Origin of the sequence: Mycobacterium sp. Root135 (assembly GCF_001426545.1) — a bacterium.
Lineage (GTDB): Bacteria > Actinomycetota > Actinomycetes > Mycobacteriales > Mycobacteriaceae > Mycobacterium.
Window position 1 is genome coordinate 66,977 of the sequence record NZ_LMEZ01000006.1, and the last position, 22,878, is coordinate 89,854.

At 67.4% G+C, this 22,878-nt stretch carries 21 protein-coding genes; 8 read left to right on the forward strand and 13 right to left on the reverse strand.

The features are described 5' to 3' along the window. Position 1 precedes the first annotated feature (1 nt). Positions 2 to 682 (forward strand): response regulator transcription factor, encoded by a 681-nt coding sequence (locus tag ASD37_RS16985; RefSeq protein ID WP_056553700.1) that lies wholly within the window; start codon positions 2 to 4, stop codon positions 680 to 682. Here ASD37_RS16985 and ASD37_RS16990 read toward each other — a convergent pair. Next, on the reverse strand, positions 652 to 2,016 hold the full coding sequence (locus ASD37_RS16990; RefSeq protein WP_056553702.1) for a HAMP domain-containing sensor histidine kinase: 1,365 nt from the start codon (positions 2,014 to 2,016) through the stop codon (positions 652 to 654). The genes ASD37_RS16985 and ASD37_RS16990 overlap by 31 nt on opposite strands. Before the next feature lie 21 nt (positions 2,017 to 2,037). Between ASD37_RS16990 and ASD37_RS16995 the strand changes: the two genes are divergently transcribed. Together ASD37_RS16995 and ASD37_RS17000 are read left to right on the forward strand one after the other, a co-directional pair. After that, positions 2,038 to 3,207, forward strand: a complete 1,170-nt coding sequence (locus tag ASD37_RS16995; RefSeq protein ID WP_056553705.1) for a hypothetical protein — start codon at positions 2,038 to 2,040, stop codon at positions 3,205 to 3,207. Between the two features lie 128 nt (positions 3,208 to 3,335). After that, positions 3,336 to 3,623, forward strand: coding sequence for a DUF732 domain-containing protein (locus ASD37_RS17000; protein ID WP_056553708.1), 288 nt, complete (start codon positions 3,336 to 3,338; stop codon positions 3,621 to 3,623). Here ASD37_RS17000 and arc read toward each other — a convergent pair. Further along, positions 3,620 to 5,422 (reverse strand): proteasome ATPase, encoded by a 1,803-nt coding sequence (arc, locus tag ASD37_RS17005; protein WP_056553711.1) that lies wholly within the window; start codon positions 5,420 to 5,422, stop codon positions 3,620 to 3,622. The genes ASD37_RS17000 and arc overlap by 4 nt on opposite strands. Before the next feature lie 145 nt (positions 5,423 to 5,567). Between arc and ASD37_RS17010 the strand changes: the two genes are divergently transcribed. Together ASD37_RS17010 and ASD37_RS17015 are read left to right on the forward strand one after the other, a co-directional pair. Beyond that, positions 5,568 to 6,074 carry a nuclear transport factor 2 family protein gene (locus ASD37_RS17010; RefSeq protein WP_056553714.1) on the forward strand — a complete coding sequence of 169 codons (507 nt, stop codon included), beginning with the start codon at positions 5,568 to 5,570 and terminating at the stop codon, positions 6,072 to 6,074. Then, positions 6,075 to 6,587 carry a hypothetical protein gene (locus ASD37_RS17015; RefSeq protein ID WP_200959921.1) on the forward strand — a complete coding sequence of 171 codons (513 nt, stop codon included), beginning with the start codon at positions 6,075 to 6,077 and terminating at the stop codon, positions 6,585 to 6,587. It begins immediately after the preceding gene. On the opposite strand, the gene ASD37_RS17020 is transcribed toward ASD37_RS17015, so the two are convergent. Continuing rightward, the gene (locus tag ASD37_RS17020; RefSeq protein ID WP_082570215.1) at positions 6,584 to 7,414 is read right to left on the reverse strand and encodes a tRNA (adenine-N1)-methyltransferase; all 831 of its coding nucleotides are present in this window, start codon (positions 7,412 to 7,414) and stop codon (positions 6,584 to 6,586) included. The two genes, ASD37_RS17015 and ASD37_RS17020, sit on opposite strands and share 4 nt — an antisense overlap. Positions 7,415 to 7,489: 75 nt before the next feature. Here ASD37_RS17020 and ASD37_RS17025 point away from each other — a divergent pair, with 75 nt between their 5' ends. After that, entirely contained in the window at positions 7,490 to 8,344 is an 855-nt protein-coding gene (locus ASD37_RS17025) for a RecB family exonuclease (protein WP_056553717.1), read from the forward strand. Then, positions 8,341 to 9,126: a thioesterase family protein gene (locus tag ASD37_RS17030; protein WP_056553720.1), complete on the forward strand. Its 786-nt coding sequence runs from the start codon at positions 8,341 to 8,343 to the stop codon at positions 9,124 to 9,126. Before ASD37_RS17025 ends, ASD37_RS17030 begins: the two co-directional genes overlap by 4 nt. Before the next feature lie 8 nt (positions 9,127 to 9,134). Here the strand turns inward: ASD37_RS17030 and ASD37_RS17035 are convergent, their stop codons facing one another. The 7 genes from ASD37_RS17035 to metH all read right to left on the reverse strand — a co-directional run bounded on the left by ASD37_RS17035 (position 9,135) and on the right by metH (position 18,253). Beyond that, positions 9,135 to 10,511 carry an FAD-containing oxidoreductase gene (locus ASD37_RS17035; RefSeq protein ID WP_056553723.1) on the reverse strand — a complete coding sequence of 459 codons (1,377 nt, stop codon included), beginning with the start codon at positions 10,509 to 10,511 and terminating at the stop codon, positions 9,135 to 9,137. A 10-nt stretch (positions 10,512 to 10,521) separates the two neighbouring features. Then, on the reverse strand, positions 10,522 to 11,007 hold the full coding sequence (locus tag ASD37_RS17040; protein ID WP_056553725.1) for a DUF4126 family protein: 486 nt from the start codon (positions 11,005 to 11,007) through the stop codon (positions 10,522 to 10,524). A gap of 24 nt (positions 11,008 to 11,031) precedes the next feature. Beyond that, positions 11,032 to 11,883: an ATP phosphoribosyltransferase gene (hisG, locus tag ASD37_RS17045; RefSeq protein ID WP_056555276.1), complete on the reverse strand. Its 852-nt coding sequence runs from the start codon at positions 11,881 to 11,883 to the stop codon at positions 11,032 to 11,034. 20 nt (positions 11,884 to 11,903) lie between these two features. Beyond that, positions 11,904 to 12,185 (reverse strand): phosphoribosyl-ATP diphosphatase, encoded by a 282-nt coding sequence (locus tag ASD37_RS17050; protein WP_056553728.1) that lies wholly within the window; start codon positions 12,183 to 12,185, stop codon positions 11,904 to 11,906. 42 nt (positions 12,186 to 12,227) lie between these two features. After that, positions 12,228 to 13,709 (reverse strand): sugar porter family MFS transporter, encoded by a 1,482-nt coding sequence (locus tag ASD37_RS17055; protein WP_056553731.1) that lies wholly within the window; start codon positions 13,707 to 13,709, stop codon positions 12,228 to 12,230. 139 nt (positions 13,710 to 13,848) lie between these two features. Further along, positions 13,849 to 14,553, reverse strand: coding sequence for an HAD family phosphatase (locus tag ASD37_RS17060; protein ID WP_056553735.1), 705 nt, complete (start codon positions 14,551 to 14,553; stop codon positions 13,849 to 13,851). 4 nt (positions 14,554 to 14,557) lie between these two features. Next, the gene (gene metH, locus ASD37_RS17065) at positions 14,558 to 18,253 is read right to left on the reverse strand and encodes a methionine synthase (protein ID WP_235568477.1); all 3,696 of its coding nucleotides are present in this window, start codon (positions 18,251 to 18,253) and stop codon (positions 14,558 to 14,560) included. Between the two features lie 355 nt (positions 18,254 to 18,608). Between metH and ASD37_RS17070 the strand changes: the two genes are divergently transcribed. After that, complete coding sequence (locus ASD37_RS17070; RefSeq protein ID WP_370073063.1) at positions 18,609 to 19,481, forward strand: PAC2 family protein; 873 nt, start codon at positions 18,609 to 18,611, stop codon at positions 19,479 to 19,481. Here the strand turns inward: ASD37_RS17070 and ASD37_RS17075 are convergent. The 3 genes from ASD37_RS17075 to ASD37_RS17085 form a co-directional block, all read right to left on the reverse strand. Next, complete coding sequence (locus ASD37_RS17075; RefSeq protein ID WP_056555280.1) at positions 19,478 to 20,461, reverse strand: acyl-ACP desaturase; 984 nt, start codon at positions 20,459 to 20,461, stop codon at positions 19,478 to 19,480. The two genes, ASD37_RS17070 and ASD37_RS17075, sit on opposite strands and share 4 nt — an antisense overlap. Further along, positions 20,458 to 21,858, reverse strand: coding sequence for a DUF1254 domain-containing protein (locus ASD37_RS17080; protein ID WP_056555283.1), 1,401 nt, complete (start codon positions 21,856 to 21,858; stop codon positions 20,458 to 20,460). Before ASD37_RS17080 ends, ASD37_RS17075 begins: the two co-directional genes overlap by 4 nt. Before the next feature lie 119 nt (positions 21,859 to 21,977). After that, a complete protein-coding gene (locus tag ASD37_RS17085; protein WP_056553744.1) occupies positions 21,978 to 22,865 on the reverse strand; it encodes an SDR family oxidoreductase in 888 nt (295 codons plus the stop codon). Positions 22,866 to 22,878 lie beyond the last annotated feature (13 nt).

Here is a 22,878-nt window from a genome sequence, read left to right on the forward strand (position 1 = left end):
GATGAGAGTCCTTGTCGTCGAAGACGAACAGCTGCTGGCCTCGACCCTGTTGATCGGGTTGCGCGCCGAGGGGTTCACGGTGGTGGCCGTGGCGACCGGGGTCGACGGGTTGGCGCGGGCCACCGAGGAGGATTTCGACGTCGTCGTCCTCGACATCATGCTGCCGGGCCTCAACGGATACGAAGTGTTGCGGCACATGCGTTCCCGCGGAATCTGGACACCGGTGATGATGCTGACCGCCAAGGACGGCGAATACGACCAGACCGACGCCTTCGACCTCGGTGCCGACGACTACCTGACCAAACCCTTCTCGTTCATCGTTCTGGTCGCCCGACTCAAGGCCCTGGTGCGGCGGGCCGCACCGCAGCGTCCCGCCATCCTCGAGGCAGGGACCCTGTCGCTCGACCCGTCAAGGCGGGAGGTGCACCGCGACGACGTCGCGATCTCGCTCACTCCCCGCGAGTACGGGCTGCTCGAATACCTGATGCGCAACAAGGATTCGGTCGTCACCAAGGCCCAGATCCTGCAGAACGTGTGGGACGCCAACTACGAAGGTGCCGACAACGTCGTCGAGGTGTACGTCGGCTACGTGCGGCGCAAGATCGACATCCCCTTCGGCACCAGGACGATCGAAACCGTCCGCGGTGTCGGCTACCGGTTGGCGTCCGAAGATCTCAGCTGAACCGTCACCGTCGTCCCAGGGCCACCGATGCTCACGTCTCCGCCGTGGGCCAGCACGATCTCGCGGACGATCGCCAGGCCAAGGCCCGTACCGCCCGCGCTTCTGGACCGGTCGGGGTCCAGCCGGACGAAGCGGTCGAAGACACGATCGCGATCCGCGGGCGAGATGCCCGGCCCGTCGTCGGCGACCTCCAGCAGGACGGCTCCCGAACCCTGCCTAACGGTCACCGTTACCTGCGAAACCGCATGGCGCGCAGCATTGTTCAGCAAGTTCCGCAGAACTCTCGACAGCGCGACGGGGTCACCGGTCAGCCGGGCCGGCTCCAGGTCGGCGCGCACCTCGAGAGCGCTGTCGCGCCGGAGTCGCTCGACCTCCTCGGCCGCGAGGTCGTCGAGGTCGACGTCTTCGCGTCCGATCTCGAGACCACGCTCGTCCGCCCGCGCCAACAACAGCAGATCGTCGATGAGGGCCTTCATGCGCAGCGCCTCGGGCATCAACGTCGTGGTGGCGAGCTCGGCACTGAGCACCTCCGGGTGGGCCGCCGCCACCTCGAGGGCCGAAATGATGGTCGTCAGCGGGCTTCTCAGCTCGTGCGACGCGTCGCCGACGAACCGCTTCTGCGCGTCGTGGCCCGCCTGGATGCGGGCCAGCATCTCGTTCATCGTGACGGCGAGCGCCGCGATCTCGTCGCGACTGTCCGGCACCGGAACGCGTTCGGTGAGATCGGAGGTGGTGATGTCGGCGACCCTTGAGCGGATGTCGTCGACCGACCTCATGGAGCGATGCACCAGCACGTAGGTCGCCACCCCGGACACCAGGACCACCACCGGCGCGGCGACGGCAAGGGCGACGACCACCGCCCACACCGTCGATGCGATCGTCGCGCTGCCCTCCCCGACCAAGATCGTGTACCGATCGTCGGGACCCACCACCGTCTGCGCGCTGAAGCGGATGCTGCCGAGGGGTGAGGACTGCTCGGGCATCCCGATGCGGATCCCGACGCCCACGTCGTTCATCGCGACCAGCGGCGTGTCGGGAGCCGACTGCGACCGTCGCACGACCGTGCCGTCCCTGGCGATCACCTGAACCGCCACGATCCTCTGGTCGGTGGCCAGCAGCACCGGGTCCAGCCCCACCGCGCCACGTTCGACGACCTCCGCGGAGATCTCGCTGACCCTGGTTGCCGCGGCGGAGTCGATGCCGGACAACATGGTTCGGTACAGGATCGCGGCGAGCCCGGCTCCCGCGATGCCGAGGGCGACGAAGACCACCGTCGCGGCGACGAACGCCGAGCGCGCCGATATGCCCCAGTTCGCAGTGCGTCGTCTCGCCATAGCGGTCACCAGTCCATCACAATGTTTGCCGTGCCCGACATGCAGCAGGTCCACGAGTGGTTTCTGCATCGCGGCTTGCCACTGGTGCTCGCCAGGCGGGTGCGGTCACGCAATCTGATCGAGCGTTCCGCACCGATGGTCAGCGGCGTCGGTGCACTCACCGCCGTGACCATGCTGCTTGCCGAGGTGACCGGCGACTCCCCCGACTACGGGTACACCCTGCGCCTCGGCGTCATCGCCGTCGTCCTGGTCGCCGCACCCTTCGCGCTGTACGTGCTGCACCGCCTCGACACCACCCTCGGCGAGGCGGGCCGCCGCACGGCAGCGCTGCTGGTCATGGCGATCTTCGTGGTCGTGATGCCGGTGACGGTCAGCGGATGGTCGGCCGCGGCGGCTGCAGAGGCGCCCGCGTTCGTCGCCATCACCCTGCTGGCCGTCTGGCTCACGTACATCGGGTTCGGCTCGATCGCCGGCTGGGCGTTCCGGTTCGCGTGGGTACAGTTCGGCGCGCTCGGCACGCTGATGAGCCGCGCCCTGCCCCTGCTGATGCTGACCGTGGTCGTCTACTTCACCGGCGAGCTCTGGCAGCTCGCCGCCCGCATGACGCGCCAACGGCTGTGGCAGGTGATCGGATTTCTCGCCCTCGTCGCGCTGGCCTTCATGGTGACGACGATCCGCGACGAGGTGCGGGCGCTGCGCGACGACCGGGCCGAGCAGACCGACCAGGCCAGCCTCCTGACCGGAACGCCGCTGGCCGTGGCACCGGGTGAACAGATCCCCCGCACGCCGCTGTCGCGCGCCGAACAGATCAACGTCGTCGCCGTGATGGTTGTGTCCCAGGCAATCCAGGTGGTCTTCTTCACCGCAGGCCTGTTCGCCTTCTTCCTCGCCCTCGGCATCGTCGCGGTCCCCTACGACGTCGCCGTCCTGTGGTCGGGCGAGCAGACCTGCGCCGTCGGCCAACCGCCCTGCGCCGGAACGTGGTTCGGCGTCCACATTCCGATTCCGCAGACGGTCGTGCACATGTCGTTGTTCGTCGCGGTGCTCTCCGGGCTGTACTTCACGGTCAGCACGAGTGTCGACCCGCTGTACCGGCAGCGGTTCTTCGACCCGCTGATCGCCGACGTGGCCGTGAGCCTCGCAGGTCGCGACGCATATTTGGTAATCGAACACGATCGACAGCAGCGGTAGAGCAACCTCTTCGATTGGGCTGCGTGAGGATCAATCTGGCCCTAAACTGCGCGAATGCTGCTTACCGACGATGAACGCCCGTTAGGTGGCGAACAGGGGGCAGCATCGGACAATTTGGAGGATCGACGATGAAGAAGATGGTGCTACCGATCGTTGCCGCGACGATTGCGGTCGGCCTGGCCGGCGCGGGAACGGCGCATGCCGACCAGGACAGCTATCTCTCCGACCTGGCCGACAACGACTTCACGGGCTCGACCGACATCGCCCTGCAGATGGGCTACACGATCTGCACGGACGTCAAGCACGGCGTGCCCGAAGCCACCACGGTCACCGCGATCTACGAGAACACGGCCGACAGCGTGACCGAGGACGACGCGGTCTACATCTACGAGGCCGCGCTGATCCACCTCTGCTAGAGGTACTGCCCCAGGTTCGACTCGGTGTCGATGGCCCTGCTGGCCGACGAACTCTTGCCGGTGACGAGCGTGCGGATGTAGACGATCCGCTCGCCCTTCTTGCCCGAGATCCTGGCCCAGTCGTCCGGGTTCGTCGTGTTGGGCAGGTCCTCGTTCTCGGCGAACTCGTCGACGATCGAGTCCAGCAGATGCTGGATCCGCAGACCGTGCTGACCGCTTTCCAACACCGACTTGATCGCGAACTTCTTGGCCTTGTCGACGACGTTCTGAATCATCGCGCCGGAGTTGAAGTCCTTGAAGTACATGACTTCCTTGTCACCGTTGGCATAGGTGACCTCCAGGAACCGGTTCTCGTCGACCTCGGCGTACATCCTGTCGACGACCTTCTCGATCATGGTCTTGATCGTCAGTGCCCGATCGCCGCCGAACTCGGCGAGATCGTCGGCGTTCACCGGCAGATTCTCGGTCAGGTACTTCGAGAAGATGTCCTGCGCCGCTTCGGCGTCCGGCCGCTCGATCTTGATCTTGACGTCGAGGCGGCCGGGCCGCAGGATCGCCGGATCGATCATGTCCTCGCGGTTGGAGGCGCCGATGACGATGACGTTCTCCAGGCCCTCGACGCCGTCGATCTCGCTCAACAGCTGTGGGACGACGGTGGTCTCGACGTCGGAGCTGACGCCGGTACCGCGGGTGCGGAAGATCGAGTCCATCTCGTCGAAGAACACGATGACCGGGGTGCCCTCGGACGCCTTCTCGCGAGCCCGCTGGAAGATCAAGCGGATGTGCCGCTCGGTCTCGCCGACGAACTTGTTGAGCAGTTCGGGACCTTTGATGTTGAGGAAGTAGGACTTCGCCTCGCGGGCGTCCTCGCCACGAACCTCGGCCATCTTCTTGGCCAGCGAGTTGGCCACGGCCTTGGCGATGAGCGTCTTGCCGCACCCAGGAGGCCCGTAGAGCAGCACGCCCTTCGGCGGGCGCAGCGAGTACTCGCGGTACAGGTCCTTGTGCAGGAACGGCAGCTCGACGGCGTCGCGGATCTGCTCGATCTGCCGGGTCAGGCCACCGATGTCCTCGTAGCTGACGTCCGGCACCTCTTCGAGCACCAGATCCTCGACCTCGGCCTTGGGAATGCGCTCGAACGCATAGCCGGCCTTGGTGTCGACGAGCAGTGAGTCACCGGGACGCAGCTTCCTGGGCCGCCGATCGTCGTCGGAGTCCTCGGCGTCGGGGTCCTCGACCAAGAACTCCGCGGCGACGAGTGGTTCGGCAAGCCAGACGATGCGTTCCTCGTCGGCATGCCCGACGACGAGCGCCCGATGCCCGTCACCGAGGATTTCGCGCAGCGTGCTGATCTCGCCGACGGATTCGAACGCACCGGCCTCGACGACGGTCAGCGCCTCGTTGAGGCGGACGGTCTGGCCCTGCTTGAGATCCTTCACCTCGATGTTCGGCGAGCACGTCAGCCGCATCTTGCGACCGGAGGTGAACACGTCGACGGTGTCGTCCTCGTGGCTTCCGAGCAGAACGCCGTATCCGCTGGGCGGCTGACCAAGGCGGTCGACCTCTTCACGCAGCGCCAGCAACTGCTGACGGGCCTCCTTGAGGGTGTCCATCAGCTTGGCGTTACGCGCCGCCAACGAGTCGATGCGCGCCTCGAGTTGGTGGACGTCTCGAGCACTTCGGAGGCCGCTGTCGGGCCCCACCGATTGCTCGAGTTGCTCGCGAAGCGCGGCGGCTTCGCGTCGCAGTTCTTCCAATTCGGCAGCTTCGCCACTGGACATGGGCTGTGACTCACTCATGTTGCGCCCCTCCCCGCACCGAAAGTTGGTGCAGTAACACCTTCAACGCTACCGGCGATTCAGTCTTTGTGTGTGCTCTAGGAATTCGACACACCAGCAACACTGTTAGCCTCCTTGAAGAGTTTGACCGATTGAAAGGACAGCCGTGATCCTGAAAACCCTCGTTACCGGCGTGGCAGCAGTTGCCGTCGTGGCCGCAGCAGCGGGTGGTGTGACGTCCGTTGCATCGAGCCTCGGTTCGGGCGCGTCATCGTCCACGGCGGCCATCCAGCCGGTAGTCATCGGCATCCCACTCCCGCAGGCACCGGCGCCGGATCTCCAGGCGCCCCTGCTCCAGACGCTCACCGGCCTCGCCGGCGGAGGCTCGTTCTCCGGCGCCAAGGGCTCCTACATCGAAGGCGGCCTCGGCCGCATCGAAGGCATCGCCGCGGACCGCGAGTACAACAAGGCCGCGGCCAAGGGGTACTTCCCGCTGAGCTTCGTCGTCGCCGACGTCGACTCCGATGGTGGGATCGCCACAGCGAACGTCACTGCCACCGCGAACACCGGGGCGACCAAGACCGAACCGGTCACGTTCGTCGCAGGCCCCAGCCCGACCGGCTGGCAGATCTCCAAGCAGTCCGCCCTCGCACTGCTGTCGTCGAACGGCTGAGTGCACCGCACCCAAGGCTTGACCCTGAGCGCCGCCACCCTGGTGGCGGCGCTCTGGCTTGGCGGGTGCGCCGCCGAACGACCCGCGGCCGGACCGCAGAGCCCCCGTCCGACGACGGGCACGATGCGCCCCGCGATGCCCACGGTCGCGCCGCTGCCCGCGGTCGACCAGTTGACCGGTGTCCTCTACCGGCTGGCCGACACTTCGATTCCCGCTGAGCAGAAGGTCGCCCTGGTGCAGTACGCCACGGTCGAGGACGTGCCGGCGCTGAAGAACTTCGGCGAGGCCCTCGTCGCCAGTGGTTTCAGCCCGCTGGCGGTTGACGCCGCCGACCTCCGGTGGGGTGGCGACCCGGGGCACGTCATCGCCTCCGTCACAATCGGCTCCCCCAATCCGCAGGTTCGCCCGTTCATGTTCCCGATGGAGTTCGCCCCGCTCCGGAACGACTGGCAGCTGTCCAAGCGCACCGCCGACCAGTTGCTGCCGCTCGTCGGGCGCGAACCTCCTCGCTAGGTGGCGAAGCGCTTACGCCGGTACGGGGCGGGCGTCACGGTTCCCGGCGCCAGCTTGCGCGCGCTGACCAGGAATGCCGTATGGCCGCGCATCGAGTGCTGTGGGCGCACGGCGAGGCCGACGACGTCCCAGCCCCGCTGCAGCGACTCCCAGGCCCGCGGCTCGGTCCAGCACAGCTGCTCCCGCAGCGCCTCGACGATCCGCGACAGCTGCGTCACCGTGGCGACGTAGACGATCAAGACGCCGCCGGGGACGAGCGCTCCTGCGACCGCTTCGAGCACTTCCCATGGCGACAGCATGTCGAGCACAGCGCGGTCGACCTGCGGTCCGTCGTAGGTCTTCAGGTCGGCGATGCGGAGGTCCCAGTTCGCGGGTCGCTCACCGTAGAACGTCACGACGTTGCGCTCGGCGTGCACGGCGTGGTCCTCGCGCAGCTCGTAGGACACTACGGTGCCCTCGGAGCCGACGGCACGCAGCAGCGAGCAGGTCAGCGCGCCCGATCCCGCCCCCGCCTCCAGCACGCGCGCGCCGGGGAAGATGTCGCCCTCGTGCACGATCTGCGCGGCGTCCTTCGGATAGATCACCTGCGCGCCGCGGGGCATCGAGAGCACGTAGTCCATCAGCAGCGGGCGTAGCACCAGGAACGGATCACCGTTCGCGGACTTGACGACGCTGCCCTCGGGCTGCCCGATCATCGAATCGTGCGCGATGCCACCGCGGTGGGTGTGGTACTCGCCGCCGGCGGCGAGCACCATCGTGTAGTGCTTGCCCTTGGCATCGGTCAGCTGGACACGATCGCCGACGTCGAGCGGCCCGGTGCGTTTCACAGCTGATCAGCCTGCCAGCAGACCCGCCGCCTCCGGTGCGCGGGGTTGTCGGGGGCGCGTCATAGGCTCCCTCTCATGACGGAGGCAGTGACCGAGGACGTGAGCGCGCCGACGCGGCGTCCCGCCCTGTCGCCGTCGCGGGCCAGCGACTTCAAGCAGTGCCCGCTGCTGTATCGCCTCCGCGCCATCGACAGGTTGCCGGAGCCGTCCTCACCCGCCCAGGTCCGCGGGACGGTCGTGCACGGGGCGCTGGAGCTGCTCTACGCGCTGCCCGCGGCCAGCCGGGTGCCCGCCACCGCGGTGACGTTGGTCGAACCGGCGTGGGAGGACATGACCGCCTCCCGGCCCGAGCTCGCCGACGACGTAGATCCGGCGCTTCGGGACAAGCTGCTCGACGAGGCCCGTGCGCTGGTGTCCGGGTACTACCGGTTGGAGGATCCGACGCGGTTCGATCCCGAGAGTTGCGAACAGCGAGTGGAAGTCGAGCTGTCCGACGGCACGCTGCTGCGCGGGTTCGTCGACCGGATCGACGTCGCACCCACAGGGGAGATGCGGGTGGTGGACTACAAGACCGGCAAGGCGCCGTCGGCCACCCGTGAACTCGCCGAGGCCAAGGCGTTGTTCCAGATGAAGTTCTACGCCGTCGCACTGCTGCGGTCCCGCGGAGTGCTCCCCGCCCGCCTTCGGCTGCTGTACCTCGCCGACGGGCAGGTGCTCGACTACACCCCCGACCTCGACGAGCTGGTGCGCTTCGAGAAGACGCTGATGGCGATGTGGCAGGCCATCCAAACGGCCGGGGTGACAGGCAATTTCCCGCCCAAGCCGTCACGGATGTGCGACTGGTGCGCCCACCACGAGCATTGCCCGACGTTCGGCGGCACGCCGCCGCCCTATCCCGGCTGGCCGGTACCGGTGGAGCCCGCCGCGTGACCGACTCCTTCTACCGTCGGCTGGACTCCGACGGTGACGCCGAGGTCTTCGAGTCGACCGCGAGCACGGCAAGCAACTGGAGCAGCGACATCCAGCACGGGTCACCACCGTTGGCGTTGCTGACCAAGGCCGTCGAGGAGTTGGCGGCGCCCGGCGGTCAGCGCATCGGAAGGCTGACACTCGACATCCTCGGGGCGATTCCGGTCGCGCCGGTGCGAGTGCGGGCCTGGACCATGCGGCCGGGGGCCCGCATATCACTGCTGGCCGCCGAGATGACGCCGGTGGACGTCGACCGGCCCGTTGCCCGGGTGACCGCCTGGCTGCTGGCCACATCCGACACCGCCGACGTGGCCACCGATCGCTACCCGCCCCTCGTCGAGGGTGAGAGCGTGCCGCACGCCCACGGCTGGGCCGGCGCGCCCGGGTATCTGGAGAAGGTCAGCTGGCGGACTCAGGCCACCGCACCGGGTGAGGCCGCGGTCGGCTGGCTCAGCGCCCTGGTGCCCTTGGTGGCCGGCGAGGACACCACTGCCGTGCAGCGGCTCGCCATGGTCGTCGACTCCGCCAACGGCGTCGGCGCGGTGCTCGACCCCGACCGATTCCTGTTCATGAACACCGACACCTCCGTGCACCTGCACCGGGCGCCAGAGGGGCAGGACTTCGCGCTGCGTTCTCGCGCGTCGATCGGCCCGGACGGGATCGGCGCGACCACCGCGGAGATCTTTGACCGCCGCGGCTTCGTCGGGACGTCGGTCCAGACGCTGCTGGTGCAACGGCGCTGAGCCTCAGGTCAATTCAGCGGGGTCAGGTCCTGCAGCATCGTCGGCAGCAGCTCACTGACCGTCGGATGGATGTGCATCGTCCGTGAGATGGCCGTGTACGGCAGCTTTGCGGTCATCACGTCGAGGATGTCCTGGACCACCTCGTCACCGCCGACTCCGAGGATGGACGCACCGAGGATCTCGTGGGTCTCGGCGTCGACCACCACCTTCATGAAGCCTCGGGTCTCGCCCTTCTCGACGGCGCGGCCCACCTTGGTCATCGGCCGCTTGCCCACCAGCGCCTTGCGCCCCGACTTGAGGACCTCGTCGGCGGTCAGGCCGGCCCGGCCCAGTGGCGGGTCGATGTACAACGCATAGGTCGGCACGCGGTCGCTGACCCGGCGCGGGTCGTCGTCGAGCAGATTGGCCGCGACGATCTCGAAGTCGTTGTACGAGGTGTGGGTGAACGCGCCCTTGCCGTTGCAGTCCCCCATCGCCCAGACGCCGTCGACCGTGGTGCGCAACTGGTCGTCGACGACGACGTAACCACGCTCGTCGGTCTCGACTCCGGCGACGTCGAGCCCGAGGTCGTCGGTGTTGGGCCTGCGCCCGGTCGCCACCAACAGGTGGCTGCCCGAGATGGGGTCGGCGCCGTCGCGCGGATGGAGGTCGAACCCAGAACCGTTGTCGTGCTTGACGACTCTCATGCCGGTCGCGCCAACGTGCACGTCGACGCCCTCGCCCTCCAGGATCTCCTGGATCGCGGCGGACACGTCCTCGTCCTCGCGGGCGGTCACCCTCGGACCGCGCTCGACGACGGTGACGCGGGCGCCGAAGCGCCGGTACATCTGCGCGAACTCCAACCCGATGTAGCTGCCGCCGATGATCACCAGGTGCTCGGGCACGACGTCCAGGTCGAGGATGCCAACGTTGGTCAGGTAGTCGACGTCGGCGAGCCCGGGGATCGGGGGCGCGGTCGCGCGACCGCCCACGTTGAGGAAGATCTGATCGGCTTCCAACACCTGGTCGTCCACCCGAATGGTGTGGGGCCCCTCGAAGCGGGCGTGGCCGCGGATGAAGGTGCACCCGTCCATGCCCGCGAGCCAGGTTTCCAGGCCGTGTCGGTCGCCTTGGCTGATCTCGTCCTTGCGCGCCTTCACCTTTGCCATGTCGACTGTCACCTCGCCGGTGCCGATTCCGTAGTCGGCGCCGCGGCGCGCGGCGTGGGCGACGTGGGCGCTGGCCACCAACGTCTTGGTCGGGATGCAGCCGGTGTTGACGCACGTGCCGCCGACCAGTTTGCGCTCGATGACCGCGACCGTCTTGCCTGCGGCGGTCAGCCTGCCCGCCAGCGGGGGTCCCGCCTGGCCGGCGCCGACGATGATCGCGTCGAATCTCGTTGTCACGTACCGATCCTCAGAACACGGTCGACGCGACGGCGACGACGGCGAAGCCACCGAGCACCGCGAGTACGTCCTCGGCCAGTGCGACGGGCAGGTCACGCCCGCCGTTGGCGGCGACCAGTCGGCTGCGAGCTTGGTAGCCGCCGAGCGTTCCGAGGACGGCACCGATCATGCCGGCACCGATGCCGAGAATCGTGTGGTGCGTTCCCGCTCCTATGACGGCACCGGCGAAGGCGGCCGTCAGCAGTCGCGCGATGAACTGTGGTGGCACGGTGCGGCTAGGGGTCTTGGGCAGCTGGTCGGTGACCAGTTCCACGACCAGCAGGACGCTGAGCACGCCGACCGTGATGGGATTGCCGACCCACTGAGCCCAGGTGCCGTCGACGGGAAGCCAGCCGAGCCACGCGGCCCATGCGACGACCGCAGGCGGGGTCAGTGCGCGAAGCCCGGCGACGACGCCGATGAGCAGTGCCAACACGATCACCAGGACTTGCGTCATGGGTGGAAAGTTAACACTGAAAGCTCAGAAGCGGCAGAACCTGATGTCAGAGGCCAGGATCGCCTTGGCACCGATGCCTGCCAGCTCATCCATGATGGCGTTGACGGTCCTTCGCGGGACCAGTGCGCGCACCGCGACCCACGCCGGGTCGGCCAACGGCGCGATGGTGGGCGACTCGAGTCCGGGGGTGACCGCCGTCGCCTGGTCCAAAACCGTTCGCGGGCAGTCATAGTCGAGCATCAGGTACTGCTGGCCGAACACCACGCCCTGGACGCGGCCGGCGAGCTGGTCGCGAGCCCGTGCCGTCGTCGGATCCGGGTCGGCGCGCTCGATCAGGATGGCCTCCGAGTCGCACAGCGGCTCACCGAAGGCCACCAGGCCGTGCAGACCAAGGGTGCGGCCCGTCCCGACGATGTCGGCGATGACGTCGGCGAGGCCCAGCTGCACCGAGATCTCGACGGCGCCGTCGAGACGAATGACGGTGGCCTCAATGCCCTTGGCAGCCAGATCCTTTCGGACCAGGTTCGGGTAGGCCGTGGCGATGCGCTTGCCGGCGAGCCCGGCGACGGTCCACTCGCGCCCCGCAGGCGCGGCGTACCGGAAGCTCGAGGAGCCGAAGCCGAGCGCCAGCCGCTCCTGGACGGGTGCATCGGATTCCTGCGCGAGGTCGCGGCCGGTGATGCCGAAGTCCAGCTCACCCGATCCGACGTAGATCGCGATGTCCTTGGGCCGCAGGAAGAAGAACTCGACGTTGTTCGCCGGGTCGACGACGGTCAGGTCCTTGGGGTCGCGGCGGCGGCGGTAGCCGGCCTCGGAGAGGATCTCGGCGGCCGACTCGCTGAGCGCGCCCTTGTTGGGCACGGCGACGCGCAGCATGCCGTTCGCCTGCGAATCGCTCACAGCTTGGCGTACACGTCGTCGAGGGTCAGACCCCGCGAGATCATCAGGACCTGCGTCCAGTAGAGGAGCTGGCTGATCTCCCCCGCCAGTTCGTCGTCACTCTCGTGTTCGGCGGCCAGCCAGACCTCGCCGGCCTCCTCGAGGACCTTCTTCCCCAGTCCGTGCACGCCGCCGTCCAGTGCCTTGACGGTGCCACTACCTGCGGGTCGGGTTTGCGCGCGCTCGCTCAGTTCGGCGAACAACGCGTCGAAGGTCTTCACGGCAGGCGATTGTTCCACGTCACCGCCCGTGAAGTCACGGCGGTTTCCCGCCGAGCCGCCTCAGGCGGTCTTCGCGGCCTTGTCCCCGGCGACGATCGCGCCGTGCATGTCCTCCAGTGAGACGCCCTTGGTCTCCATGACCCACTTCCACACGAACAGTCCGGACAGCACCGCACAGAGACCGTAGAAGCCGTACGCCAGGCCCAGGTGACTCCGCAGTTCGGGGAACGACACGGTGATCAGCCAGTTGGCCACCCACTGCCCGGCCGCGGCGAGGCCGAGGGCCGCAGCGCGGATGCGGTTCGGGAACATCTCGCCAAGAAGCACCCAGACCACCGGGCCCCACGACATTCCGAACGCGACGACGAACAGGTTCGCCGCGATCAGCGCGATGATGTCGGTGCCCTCGGGGAGGGCCGGGACGCCGTCGGCTCCCACCGTGGCGTTGGCGAAGATGACGGACATCGTCAGCAGGGTGACGGCCATGCCGGTGGAACCGATGAGCAGCAGCGGCTTGCGGCCGATCTTGTCGATCAGCGCGATGGCGATGAGCGTCGTCGCCACGTTGATCACCGACGTGATCACGGTTGACCACGCTGCCTCGGACTCGCTGAAGCCGACCGCCTGCCACAGCACGTTCGAGTAGTAGAAGATCACGTTGATGCCGACGAACTGCTGGAAGACCGACAGCCCGAGACCCACCCACACGATGCCGTAGAAGCTGAGGAAGCTGCCCCCCGGCTTGCGCATGTCCTTCCAGGACGGCTTGTCCTCGCGCTCGAGGGTCTCCTTGATGCGATCGATGGTGATCTCGAGGTTCTTCTCGCCGAGCAGCAGGTTCAGCACCCTGCGGGCTTCCGGGATCTTGTGGCTGGCAACGAGATACCGCGGTGACTCCGGAATGGTGAAGGACAACACGCCGTACACGATCGCGGGCACCATCATCACCAAGAACATCCAGCGCCAGGCCTCCAGGCCGAACCACAGGTCCTTGCTGGCACCTCCTGCGATGGTCTGCAGCAGGGTGTTGATCGCGAAGGACAGGAAGATGCCCAGCACGATCGCCAGCTGCTGCAGCGAACCCAACCTGCCTCGAATCCGGGGCGGCGAGGTCTCCGCGATGTAGGCGGGCGCGATCACCGATGCGACACCGACGCCGATGCCGCCGATGACGCGGAAGACCACCAGGGTGATGACCTCGGGCGCGAACGCCGTCCCGATGGCACTGATGAAGAACAGGACCGCGGCGATCTTCATCACCGAGATGCGGCCGATCTTGTCGGCGATGCGGCCCGCCGTCATTGCACCGACCGCGGCACCGAGGAGCGCCGACGCCACGGCGAACCCCAATTCGATCGAACCGACCTGGAACTGCTCCTCGATCGACTTGACCGCGCCGTTGATCACCGCACTGTCGTAGCCGAAGAGCAGGCCGCCCAACGCGGCGACCGAGGCGATTCGGACGGCGGTACCGCCGGAGGAGAAGTCTTCGTCCGAGATCGCCGACGGCTCGTCGGATACCGGGGGACCCTGACCAGCCATGGAGGTTCCTTTCGCAGCGCTGCGTGAAGCTCGACACATCACGATAGGACACTGCGACGCTCGAAATGGCCGTATGCCACTTGGCATTTCGCCGATCTTGAACGCACCCGTTACTGGCGAACCCTGGCGTCGAGCGAAATCAGTGCTCTGATTGCGATCCCATACCGCCAGCAACGCCTGCGAGAGTGCTCAACCGTTCGTGAATCGCGCGCAGCGAATCGACGTCGACCTCGGTCAACGACGCCACGTGGTGACGCCGGGGCCCCTCGGGCACCTCGACGTCGTTGGGTACGACGAGCACCGGGCACCCGGCCGCCTCGGCAGCCAACGACCCCGTCACCGAATCCTCGACGGCCAGGCACTGCGCGGGTTCGAGGCCCAGCAGTCCGGCCGCACGCAGATACGGGTCCGGTGCGGGCTTGGCGTTCTCGACCTCGTCACCACAGACCGACGCCGAGAAGTAGTGGCTGCCAATGCTCTTCAGCGCGCGTTCGGTGAGCCCGCGGCGCGTGTTGGTGACCAACGCCATCGGGACGCCCGCGGCGGTCAACGCGTCGAGCATCTCCCGCGCACCGGGCATCCACGTCAGGCCCTGCTCGAAGAGGTCGCCGGTGTAGTCGTGCAACCAGTCCGCCGACTCCTCCATCGCAACCGGATCGTGAGCCAGGCCCAGATCGGTGTACACGATGCGCATCAGACCCTCCGACGAGCTGCCCACCGTGCTGTCCCGCACCTCGGGGGTCATCACGCCACCGAGGCGCCCGTAGAGCGCCTGCAGCGAGACGTCCCACAGCTTTTCGGAGTCGACGAGGGTGCCGTCCATGTCCCACAACACTGCAAGCATCAGGTCAGTCCTCCGGGTTGTAGCCGAGATTGGGGGCAAGCCAGCGCTCGGCTTCCTTCAGGGTCCAGCCCTTGCGCTTCGCGTAGTCGGCCACCTGGTCCTGGGAGATCCGGCCGACCACGAAGTACTGCGACTGGGGGTGCGAGAAGTACCAGCCGCTGACGGCGGCGCCTGGCCACATCGCCATCGACTCGGTCAGCTCGATGCCGGTGCGCTCCTTGACGTCCATCAGGTCCCAGAGCGTCGCCTTCTCGGTGTGCTCGGGGCAGGCCGGGTAGCCGGGGGCTGGACGGATTCCGACGTATTTCTCGCCGATCAGATCCTCGTTGTCGAGCTGCTCGTCGGGCTGAAAACCCCAGAACTCCTTGCGAACCCGCTGATGCATCCGTTCGGCGAACGCCTCTGCCAGCCGGTCTGCGAGCGACTCGAGCAGGATGGCGTTGTAGTCGTCGTTCGCCGCCTTGAACTCGTCGATCTTGTCGCGGATGCCGAGCCCGGTGGTGACGGCGAAGGCACCGACGTAGTCGGCCAGCCCAGTCTCCTTGGGCGCGATGAAGTCACCGAGGCTGCGGTTGGGGATGCCGTCTCGGTGCTCACCCTGCTGGCGCAGGTTGCGCAACGTGGTCAGCACCTCGGTCCGGGTGTCGTCGGTGTAGACCTCGACGTCGTCGCCGACCGCGTTCGCGGGGAAGAAGCCGATCACGCCGTTGGCGGTCAGCCACCTCTCCTTGATCATGGTGTCGAGCATCTCCTGGGCGTCCTCGTACAGCTTGCGCGCCGTCTCGCCGGAGACCGGGTTGTTGAGGATGTCGGGGAATCGGCCCTTCATCTCCCATGCGTTGAAGAACGGCTGCCAATCGATGTACTCCCGCAACTCGGCGAAGTCGTAGTCGAGGAATTCTCGAACTCCCGTGCCTTGCGCGGGCACCGGCGGCGTGTAGCCCTCCCACTCGACCGGCGTCCGATTGGCCCGCGCCTTCTCCAGCGTGAGCATTTTCCGTTCGCTCTTCTGGGCGTGCCGCTCGCGCAGGGCGGCGTAGTCCTTGTCGGTGGCCTCCAGCAAGGCAGGCCGCTGCTTGTCGTCCAGCAGCGCGGCGGCGACCGGAACCGACCGGGACGCGTCCTTGACCCAGACCACCGGACCGCTGCGACGCGGCGCCACCTTCACCGCGGTGTGCGCCCGCGACGTCGTCGCGCCACCGATCAGCAGCGGGATCGTCAGCCCCTGACGCTCCATCTCGACGGCGAAGTTGACCATCTCGTCCAGGGACGGGGTGATCAGGCCGGACAGCCCGATGATGTCGGCGTCGTGTTCCTTGGCCGCATCCAGGATCTTCTGGGCGGGCACCATCACACCGAGGTCGATGACCTCGTAGTTGTTGCACTGCAGCACGACGCCGACGATGTTCTTGCCGATGTCGTGGACGTCGCCCTTGACCGTCGCCATGATGATCGTGCCGTTGGTGTCCTTCTTGGCTTTGACATCCCCCGTCGCTCCGCTCGCCCTGGACGCGGCCGCGATGTCATCCTTCTCCGCCTCGATGAACGGCAGCAGGTACGCCACGGCCTTCTTCATCACCCGGGCCGACTTCACGACCTGGGGCAGGAACATCTTGCCCGCACCGAAGAGGTCGCCGACGACGTTCATGCCGTCCATCAGCGGGCCCTCGATGACCTCGATGGGCCGCCCGCCGGCCGCCTCGATCTCGGCCCGCAGCTCCTCGGTATCGGCGTCGACGTTGGCGTCGATGCCCTTGACCAGGGCGTGGGTGATCCGCTCGCGAACCGGGAGGCTGCGCCACTCGGCGGCGACGGGATCGTCGGCCTTCTCGGAGCTGTTGAACCGCTCGGCGATCTCCAGCAGCCGTTCCGCCGCGTCCTCGCGACGGTTGAGCACGACGTCCTCGATGCGGTCCCGCAGCTCGGGGTCGATCGAGTCGTACGGCACCAGCGCGCCCGCGTTGACGATGCCCATGTCCAGGCCTGCCTTGATGGCGTGGAAGAGGAATACCGCGTGGATCGCCTCGCGGACGGGGTTGTTGCCGCGGAACGAGAACGACACGTTCGAGATGCCGCCCGAGATGTGCACCCCCGGCAGGTTCTCCTTGATCCAGGCGCAGGCCTCGATGAAGTCGATGCCGTAGGTCGCGTGCTCCTCGATGCCCGTGGCCAGTGCGAAGCAGTTCGGGTCGAAGATGATGTCCTCGGCGGGGAAGCCGACCTCTTCGGTCAGGATCCGGTAGGCGCGCCCGCAGATTTCCTTGCGGCGCTCCAGGTTGTCGGCCTGGCCCTGCTCGTCGAAGGCCATCACGACGACCGCCGCGCCGTACTTGCGGCACAGCCGGGCCTCGCGGACGAACTTCTCCTCGCCCTCCTTCATGGAGATCGAGTTGACGATTGGCTTGCCCTGGACGTTCTTCAGGCCCGCCTCGATGACCTCCCACTTGGAGGAGTCGATCATCACCGGGACGCGGCTGATGTCGGGCTCGGACGCGATCAGCTTGGTGAACCGGTCCATCGCGGCGACGCCGTCGATCATGCCCTCGTCCATGTTGATGTCGATGACCTGCGCACCGACCTCGACCTGCTGCAAGGCCACCGACAGGGCGGTGTCGTAGTCCTCGGCCTTGATCAGGTTGCGGAACCGGGCGGAGCCGGTGATGTTGGTGCGCTCACCGATGTTGACGAACAGGGAGTCGTTGGTGATGGTGAGCGGCTCCAGACCCGAGAGCCGGGTGGCCACCTCGATCACAGGAATTTCGCGCTGCGCCACGCCCTCGACGACCTTGGCGATCTCGGCGATGTGCGCCGGCGTCGTTCCGCAGCACCCACCGACCAGGTTGACCAGGCCGGCCTCGGCGAACTCGGCTATGTAGGCAGCCTGGCTCTCCGGGGACTCGTCGTACTCGCCGAAGGCGTTGGGCAGGCCGGCGTTCGGGTAGCAGGACACGAAGGTGTCGGCGATGCGCCCCACCTCGGCGATGTAGGGCCTCATCTCCGGCGCGCCCAACGCGCAGTTGAGGCCGACCGCGAGCGGCTTCGCATGCCTGATGGCGTTCCAGAATGCTTCGGTGACCTGACCGGACAACGTCCGCCCGGAGGCATCGGTGATGGTGCCCGAGATGATCACCGGCCAGCGCCGGCCGCGCTCCTCGAACAGCGTCTCGACGGCGAACACCGCCGCCTTGGAGTTCAGCGAGTCGAAGATCGTCTCGATGATGATGAGGTCGGAACCACCGTCGACCAGACCGTTGGCGGCCTCGAGGTACGCCGCGACCAGCTGGTCGTAGGAGACGTTGCGGGCACCGGGGTCGTTGACGTCCGGCGAGATCGACGCCGTCCGCGTCGTCGGCCCGAGCGCTCCCGCGACGTAGCGGGGCTTGTCCGGGGTGCTGAACTCGTCGGCCGCCACCCGCGCCAGGGCGGCGCCCGCGTAGTTCAGCTCGTAGCTGAGGTCGGCCATGTCGTAGTCCGCCAGCGAGACCGCGTTCGCGTTGAACGTGTTGGTCTCGAGGATGTCGGCGCCCGCCTCGAGGTATTCGCGGTGGATGCCCTCGATGATCTGCGGCTGCGTCAGGGTCAGCAGGTCGTTGTTGCCCTGGAGCGCGCTTGGCCACTCCGTGAACCGGTCGCCGCGGTAGCCGGCCTCGTCTGGCCGGTCCCGCTGGATCGCCGTGCCCATCGCGCCGTCGATCACCATGATTCGCTGCCGCAGGGCAGCGGTCAGTTCCTCGGTGCAGTCGGGGCGGACGTTCGCTGTAAAGCTTGGCTCATGGGCGTCCACGTGCACTCCTTCCGTAACGGAAGGCGTCCTTAACTCCGCCGAGCGTGGCGGATGTCTAGAGGATTCAGCCCTCCGACAACCGTTGCAACGCCTCTCGACCGAGCAAGTCTACGTCGTCGCTCGACAGAAGACCGGACGCCCACGTCCTGCGGTCTTGGTTACCCAGGGTAACGAGAGTGCAGCCGAACGTATTTCACGGCGCCGCCAGCGCGTACGGCGACCCGCCCGGTGATGGCGCTCGCCGGTGCCGGGCAGGGCTTACGCTTGCCTGGTGACAGACCTGCCCAACCTGCAGGACACCATCATCGTGGCAGCCTTCGAAGGCTGGAACGACGCCGGTGACGCGGCCAGTGACGCGCTCGAGCACCTCGACGTGATCTGGGAGGCCGACACCATCGTCGAGATCGACGACGAGTCCTACTACGACTACCAGGTGAATCGCCCGGTGATTCGCCAGATCGACGGCGTCACCCGCGAGCTGGTGTGGCCCTCGATGCGCATCTCGCACTGCCGCCCGCCTGGCAGCGACCGCGACATCGTGCTGATGCACGGCGTCGAGCCCAACATGCGGTGGCGAACGTTCTGCGCCGAGTTGCTGGCCATCGCCGAGAAGCTCAACGTCGAAACCGTCGTGATCCTGGGCGCACTCCTGGCGGACACGCCGCACACCAGGCCGGTGCCGGTGTCCGGTGCCGCCTACTCCCCCGAATCGGCCAAGTTCTTCGGCCTCGAGGAGACCCGATACGAGGGGCCGACGGGCATCGCCGGCGTCTTCCAGGACGCCTGCGTGGCCGCCGGAATCCCGGCCGTGACGTTCTGGGCCGCGGTGCCGCACTACGTGTCGCAGCCGCCGAACCCCAAGGCGACGGTGGCGTTGCTGCGGCGCGTGGAGGACGTCCTCGACATCGAGGTGCCGCTGGCCGATCTGCCGATCCAAGCCGAGGAATGGGAACAGGCCGTCAGCGAGATGACCGCCGACGACGACGAGATCGCCGAATACGTGCAGACGCTCGAGGAGCGCGGCGACGCCGAGGTGGACATGACCGAGGCCCTCGGCAAGATCGACGGAGACGCGCTGGCCGCGGAGTTCGAGCGGTACCTGCGCCGGCGTGGGCCGGGCTTTCGCGGGGAGACGAGGGGCTAGACCAGCGCCTTCGCGGCGACGCGGTCCGCCTTGCGCGCGGCGCGTTCGAGATACCTGCCCTTGGCGTCCTCGAACTTGACCGCCTCGATCTCCAGCTTTTCGATGAACGCGGCCAGCTCGTCGCGGCTGCGCTCGCCGTCGGCGGTGAAGTCGGTGCGCTCGAAGATCCGCCACTTGCGCAGCACCGGCAACACCACCTCGTCGAGGTGCTGGCGGGCGTCGTAGATGCCGCCGACGGCCATCGTCACCGCGTTGCGACGAAAGTTCGGGATCGAGAAGCCGGGCATCGCGAAGTTGACCAGGATCCGCGTGATGGAGCGCATGGCACGGTCGGGCGTCAGGTCCAGCGCCGCCCCGGTCAGGCCGCGGTAGAAGATCATGTGCAGGTTCTCGTCGAACGCGATGCGCTTCAGCAGCGCGTCGGCGACGGGTTCGTCACACGCCTTGCCGGTGTTGCGGTGCGACACCCTGGTGGCCAACTCCTGGAACGTCACGTAGGCGGCGGCGTCGAGGAACGATTCCGGCGCGACGTCGCCCTGCCCCTGCTGCCCCGGGCTGAACCCGGAGGTGACCTGCAGCATCCTGGCCCGTTCCAGCTCCATCGGGTCGACGGCCCTGGTGACCACCAGGTAGTCGCGAAGGGCGATCCCGTGCCGGTTCTCCTCGACCGTCCACCGGTTCACCCAGGTGCCCCAGGCGTCGTCGACGGTGAAGTACCCGGCGACCGCGCGGTGATACGACGGCAGGTTGTCCTCGGTCAGCAGATTGGTGACCATGGCGATGCGCGCCAGCTCGGACAGGGGTGACTGTTCGAGTTCCCATTCCGAACCGCCGAGGGCGGCGTAGTTGGAGCCGTCGGACCATGGCACGTAATCGTGCGGGGACCAGTCCTTGGTGGTGGCGAAGTGTTGGTTGAGGCCGGCTTCCACGATTGGTTCGAGTTCGGCGATGAGCTCGGGGTCGGTCAGGAGGCGTGTCACGTCACCACCTTCTCGGGCTTCGGTGCCTGCCATTGACCGTCCAGCGCGTCGGGCTTGGGCCAGTAGAGCCGCAGCACCAACGAGAAGGGGCCCTCGGGGGCCGGCAGCCAGTTGGGTTCGCGCTCCGGCCCTGGCGAATTGCGCTGCACGTACAGCGTGTAGCCGCCGTCGGCGTCGGGGACCAGCTCGCGCAGCATCGGCGAGTTGATCAGGTAGCGGTTGATCGGGTTGGCCACCAGCAGGCTCTTCGGCAGCCCGTACATCGTCAACGACCAGAACGCGTTGACGGGCGGCAGCTGGCCCGGGGCGAAGTGGTAGGTGTAGGCGTTGGCGCCGGTGAGCGGCGCGCCCGCCGCGTCGACGGAGAAGTTCGGGTAGAGCGCCTCCGCGGCGGTGTTGCCGTAGATGCCGAACACCGCGCCGGCCATCCGGTTCAGGTAGTTGCCCTTGAGGTCCTCCTTGGTGCCAAACAGGCTGGCGGAGGACAGCTTTCCGGTGTCGATCTCGTTCTTCTTCAGAGCGTCGAGTTCGGCCCAGGCGTCGGCCATGCCGTCCTGGACCGCGGTGCGCATCTCCGGTGAGAGCTTCTCGGCGTCGAAGGTGCCGTCGGGACCGATGCCGATGGTGGCGAACCGGTCCCGCATGGCCTTCTCGGCGGGCAGCGTCGGGGTGAACTTCATGACGAAGTTCAGGATGTCGAAGAACTGGGGTGAGGTGCGCTCCTGGTCCGGGGTCAGGGCGGGGACGAAGTCGATCGCGGGGGCCGGCGGTGGCAGCGGCTGCTTGAGGAAGACCGACAGCGGTTCCACCCGATAGCCGTCCTGAATCCGCTTGACGGCGTCCAAGTCCAGCGGCTCGAACAACTGGGTGCGGTAGAGCACCAGCGCCAGCTCGGTGTCGGACCGGATGACCTCGTTGACGCCCGCGGGCTTCTCCCCCGTCCAATTGGGCCCTGCCAGAAGGTACTTGCCGCCGCTGTTGCCGGTGGTCCGGCTGCCGACGTAGGCGAAGTTCGCCGTGTACTGGTCGACGAATTGCAGCGAGAAGTACCGGTCCTGCTCGACCGGCGGCACGGTGAGCACCAGTGGCTCGGTGCGTAGATCGGCTCCCACGACCGAGTAGGGCGTGTCGGAGTTCGGCGTCTGGATCGTGGTGTCGGCCGGCGTGAAAACCCGTGCGGTGTTGTGGATTTCGTTCCAGCCGCCCTTGTACTCGGCGTCGCCCTTGTCCACGAAGTACGAGTACATGACGCGGTAGTCGTCGACCATCGGGAAGCCGTAGACGTAGGCCTCCTTCGCGATCGCCCTGGCCTGCTCGGGGCTGATCGCCGACGACGGTGGTGGCGGCGGCGCGGAGCCGACGACCTCGGGCTTCTCGCTCTTCGCGCAGGCCGCCATGACGGTGACGAGCACCGCCGCGACGCTTACGGCCAGAGCCCGGCGGAGGTGTGTCGACTTCACGACATCATCAAACCATCGGAGCGCCTACCGGCCCCGGATCCTCGATTGGCGGGGTGTCACGTGGTCGGGGGCGTATCCAGGGCCTCGGAATGGGCACTCGTCGAACGTCCAAGCGCGACCACCTCGGCGTCCATCCGAGGCAGGAGGTCGGGCACGAACCTCTTGATGGGGGCTTCGCCGAGGCGGGTCGACATGATCGGCTTGAGCCACCGGAGCGCACCCACCCAGCGCGGGCAGTACACCCGGGTCTTCCGCCCCTCGATGCCGTCCACGAAGGCGGCGCCGCACTTCTCCACCGACGTGGTGACGTTCACCGGATACGGGAGTTTGGACAACATCTCGCCGAAGGTGGACAGGTCGGTCTTGGTGTCGCGCACCATCGCCGTGTCGACCCACGACATGTGCGCCGATCCGACGTCGACGCCGTGGTGGGCGACCTCGAGCCGCAACGCGTTCGCGAACTGCTCCACCGCGGCCTTGCTGGCATTGTATGGCGCCAATCCCGGGGCGGCGGTGAAGGCGGCCAGCGACGACACGACCAGTACGTAACCCCGACGCTCCACGATGGCCGGCAGCGCGGCCCGCACGGTGTGGAACACCCCGAGGACGTTGACGTCCATCAGCCGCTTGAAGGCCGCGGGGTCGACCTGCAGCACCGACCCGTAGCTGGCGATGCCCGCATTGGCGACCACGACGTCGACGCCGCCGAAGCGCTGAACCCCGGCGTCGACCGCGGCCTCCATGGCAGGCAGGTCGCGGACGTCGGCGGTCACCGTCAACACCCGGTCACCGCCGAGTGCTGCGGCGAAGCTGGCGAGCGCGCCCGCGTCGACGTCGGTCAACAGCAGCCGAGCGCCCTTGGCGTGCAACCGCCTGGCGACTTCCGCGCCGACCCCCGCCGCACCACCGGTGATGAACACGACCTTGCCGTCAACCGAAGCCATGGGCGGCAAGGTA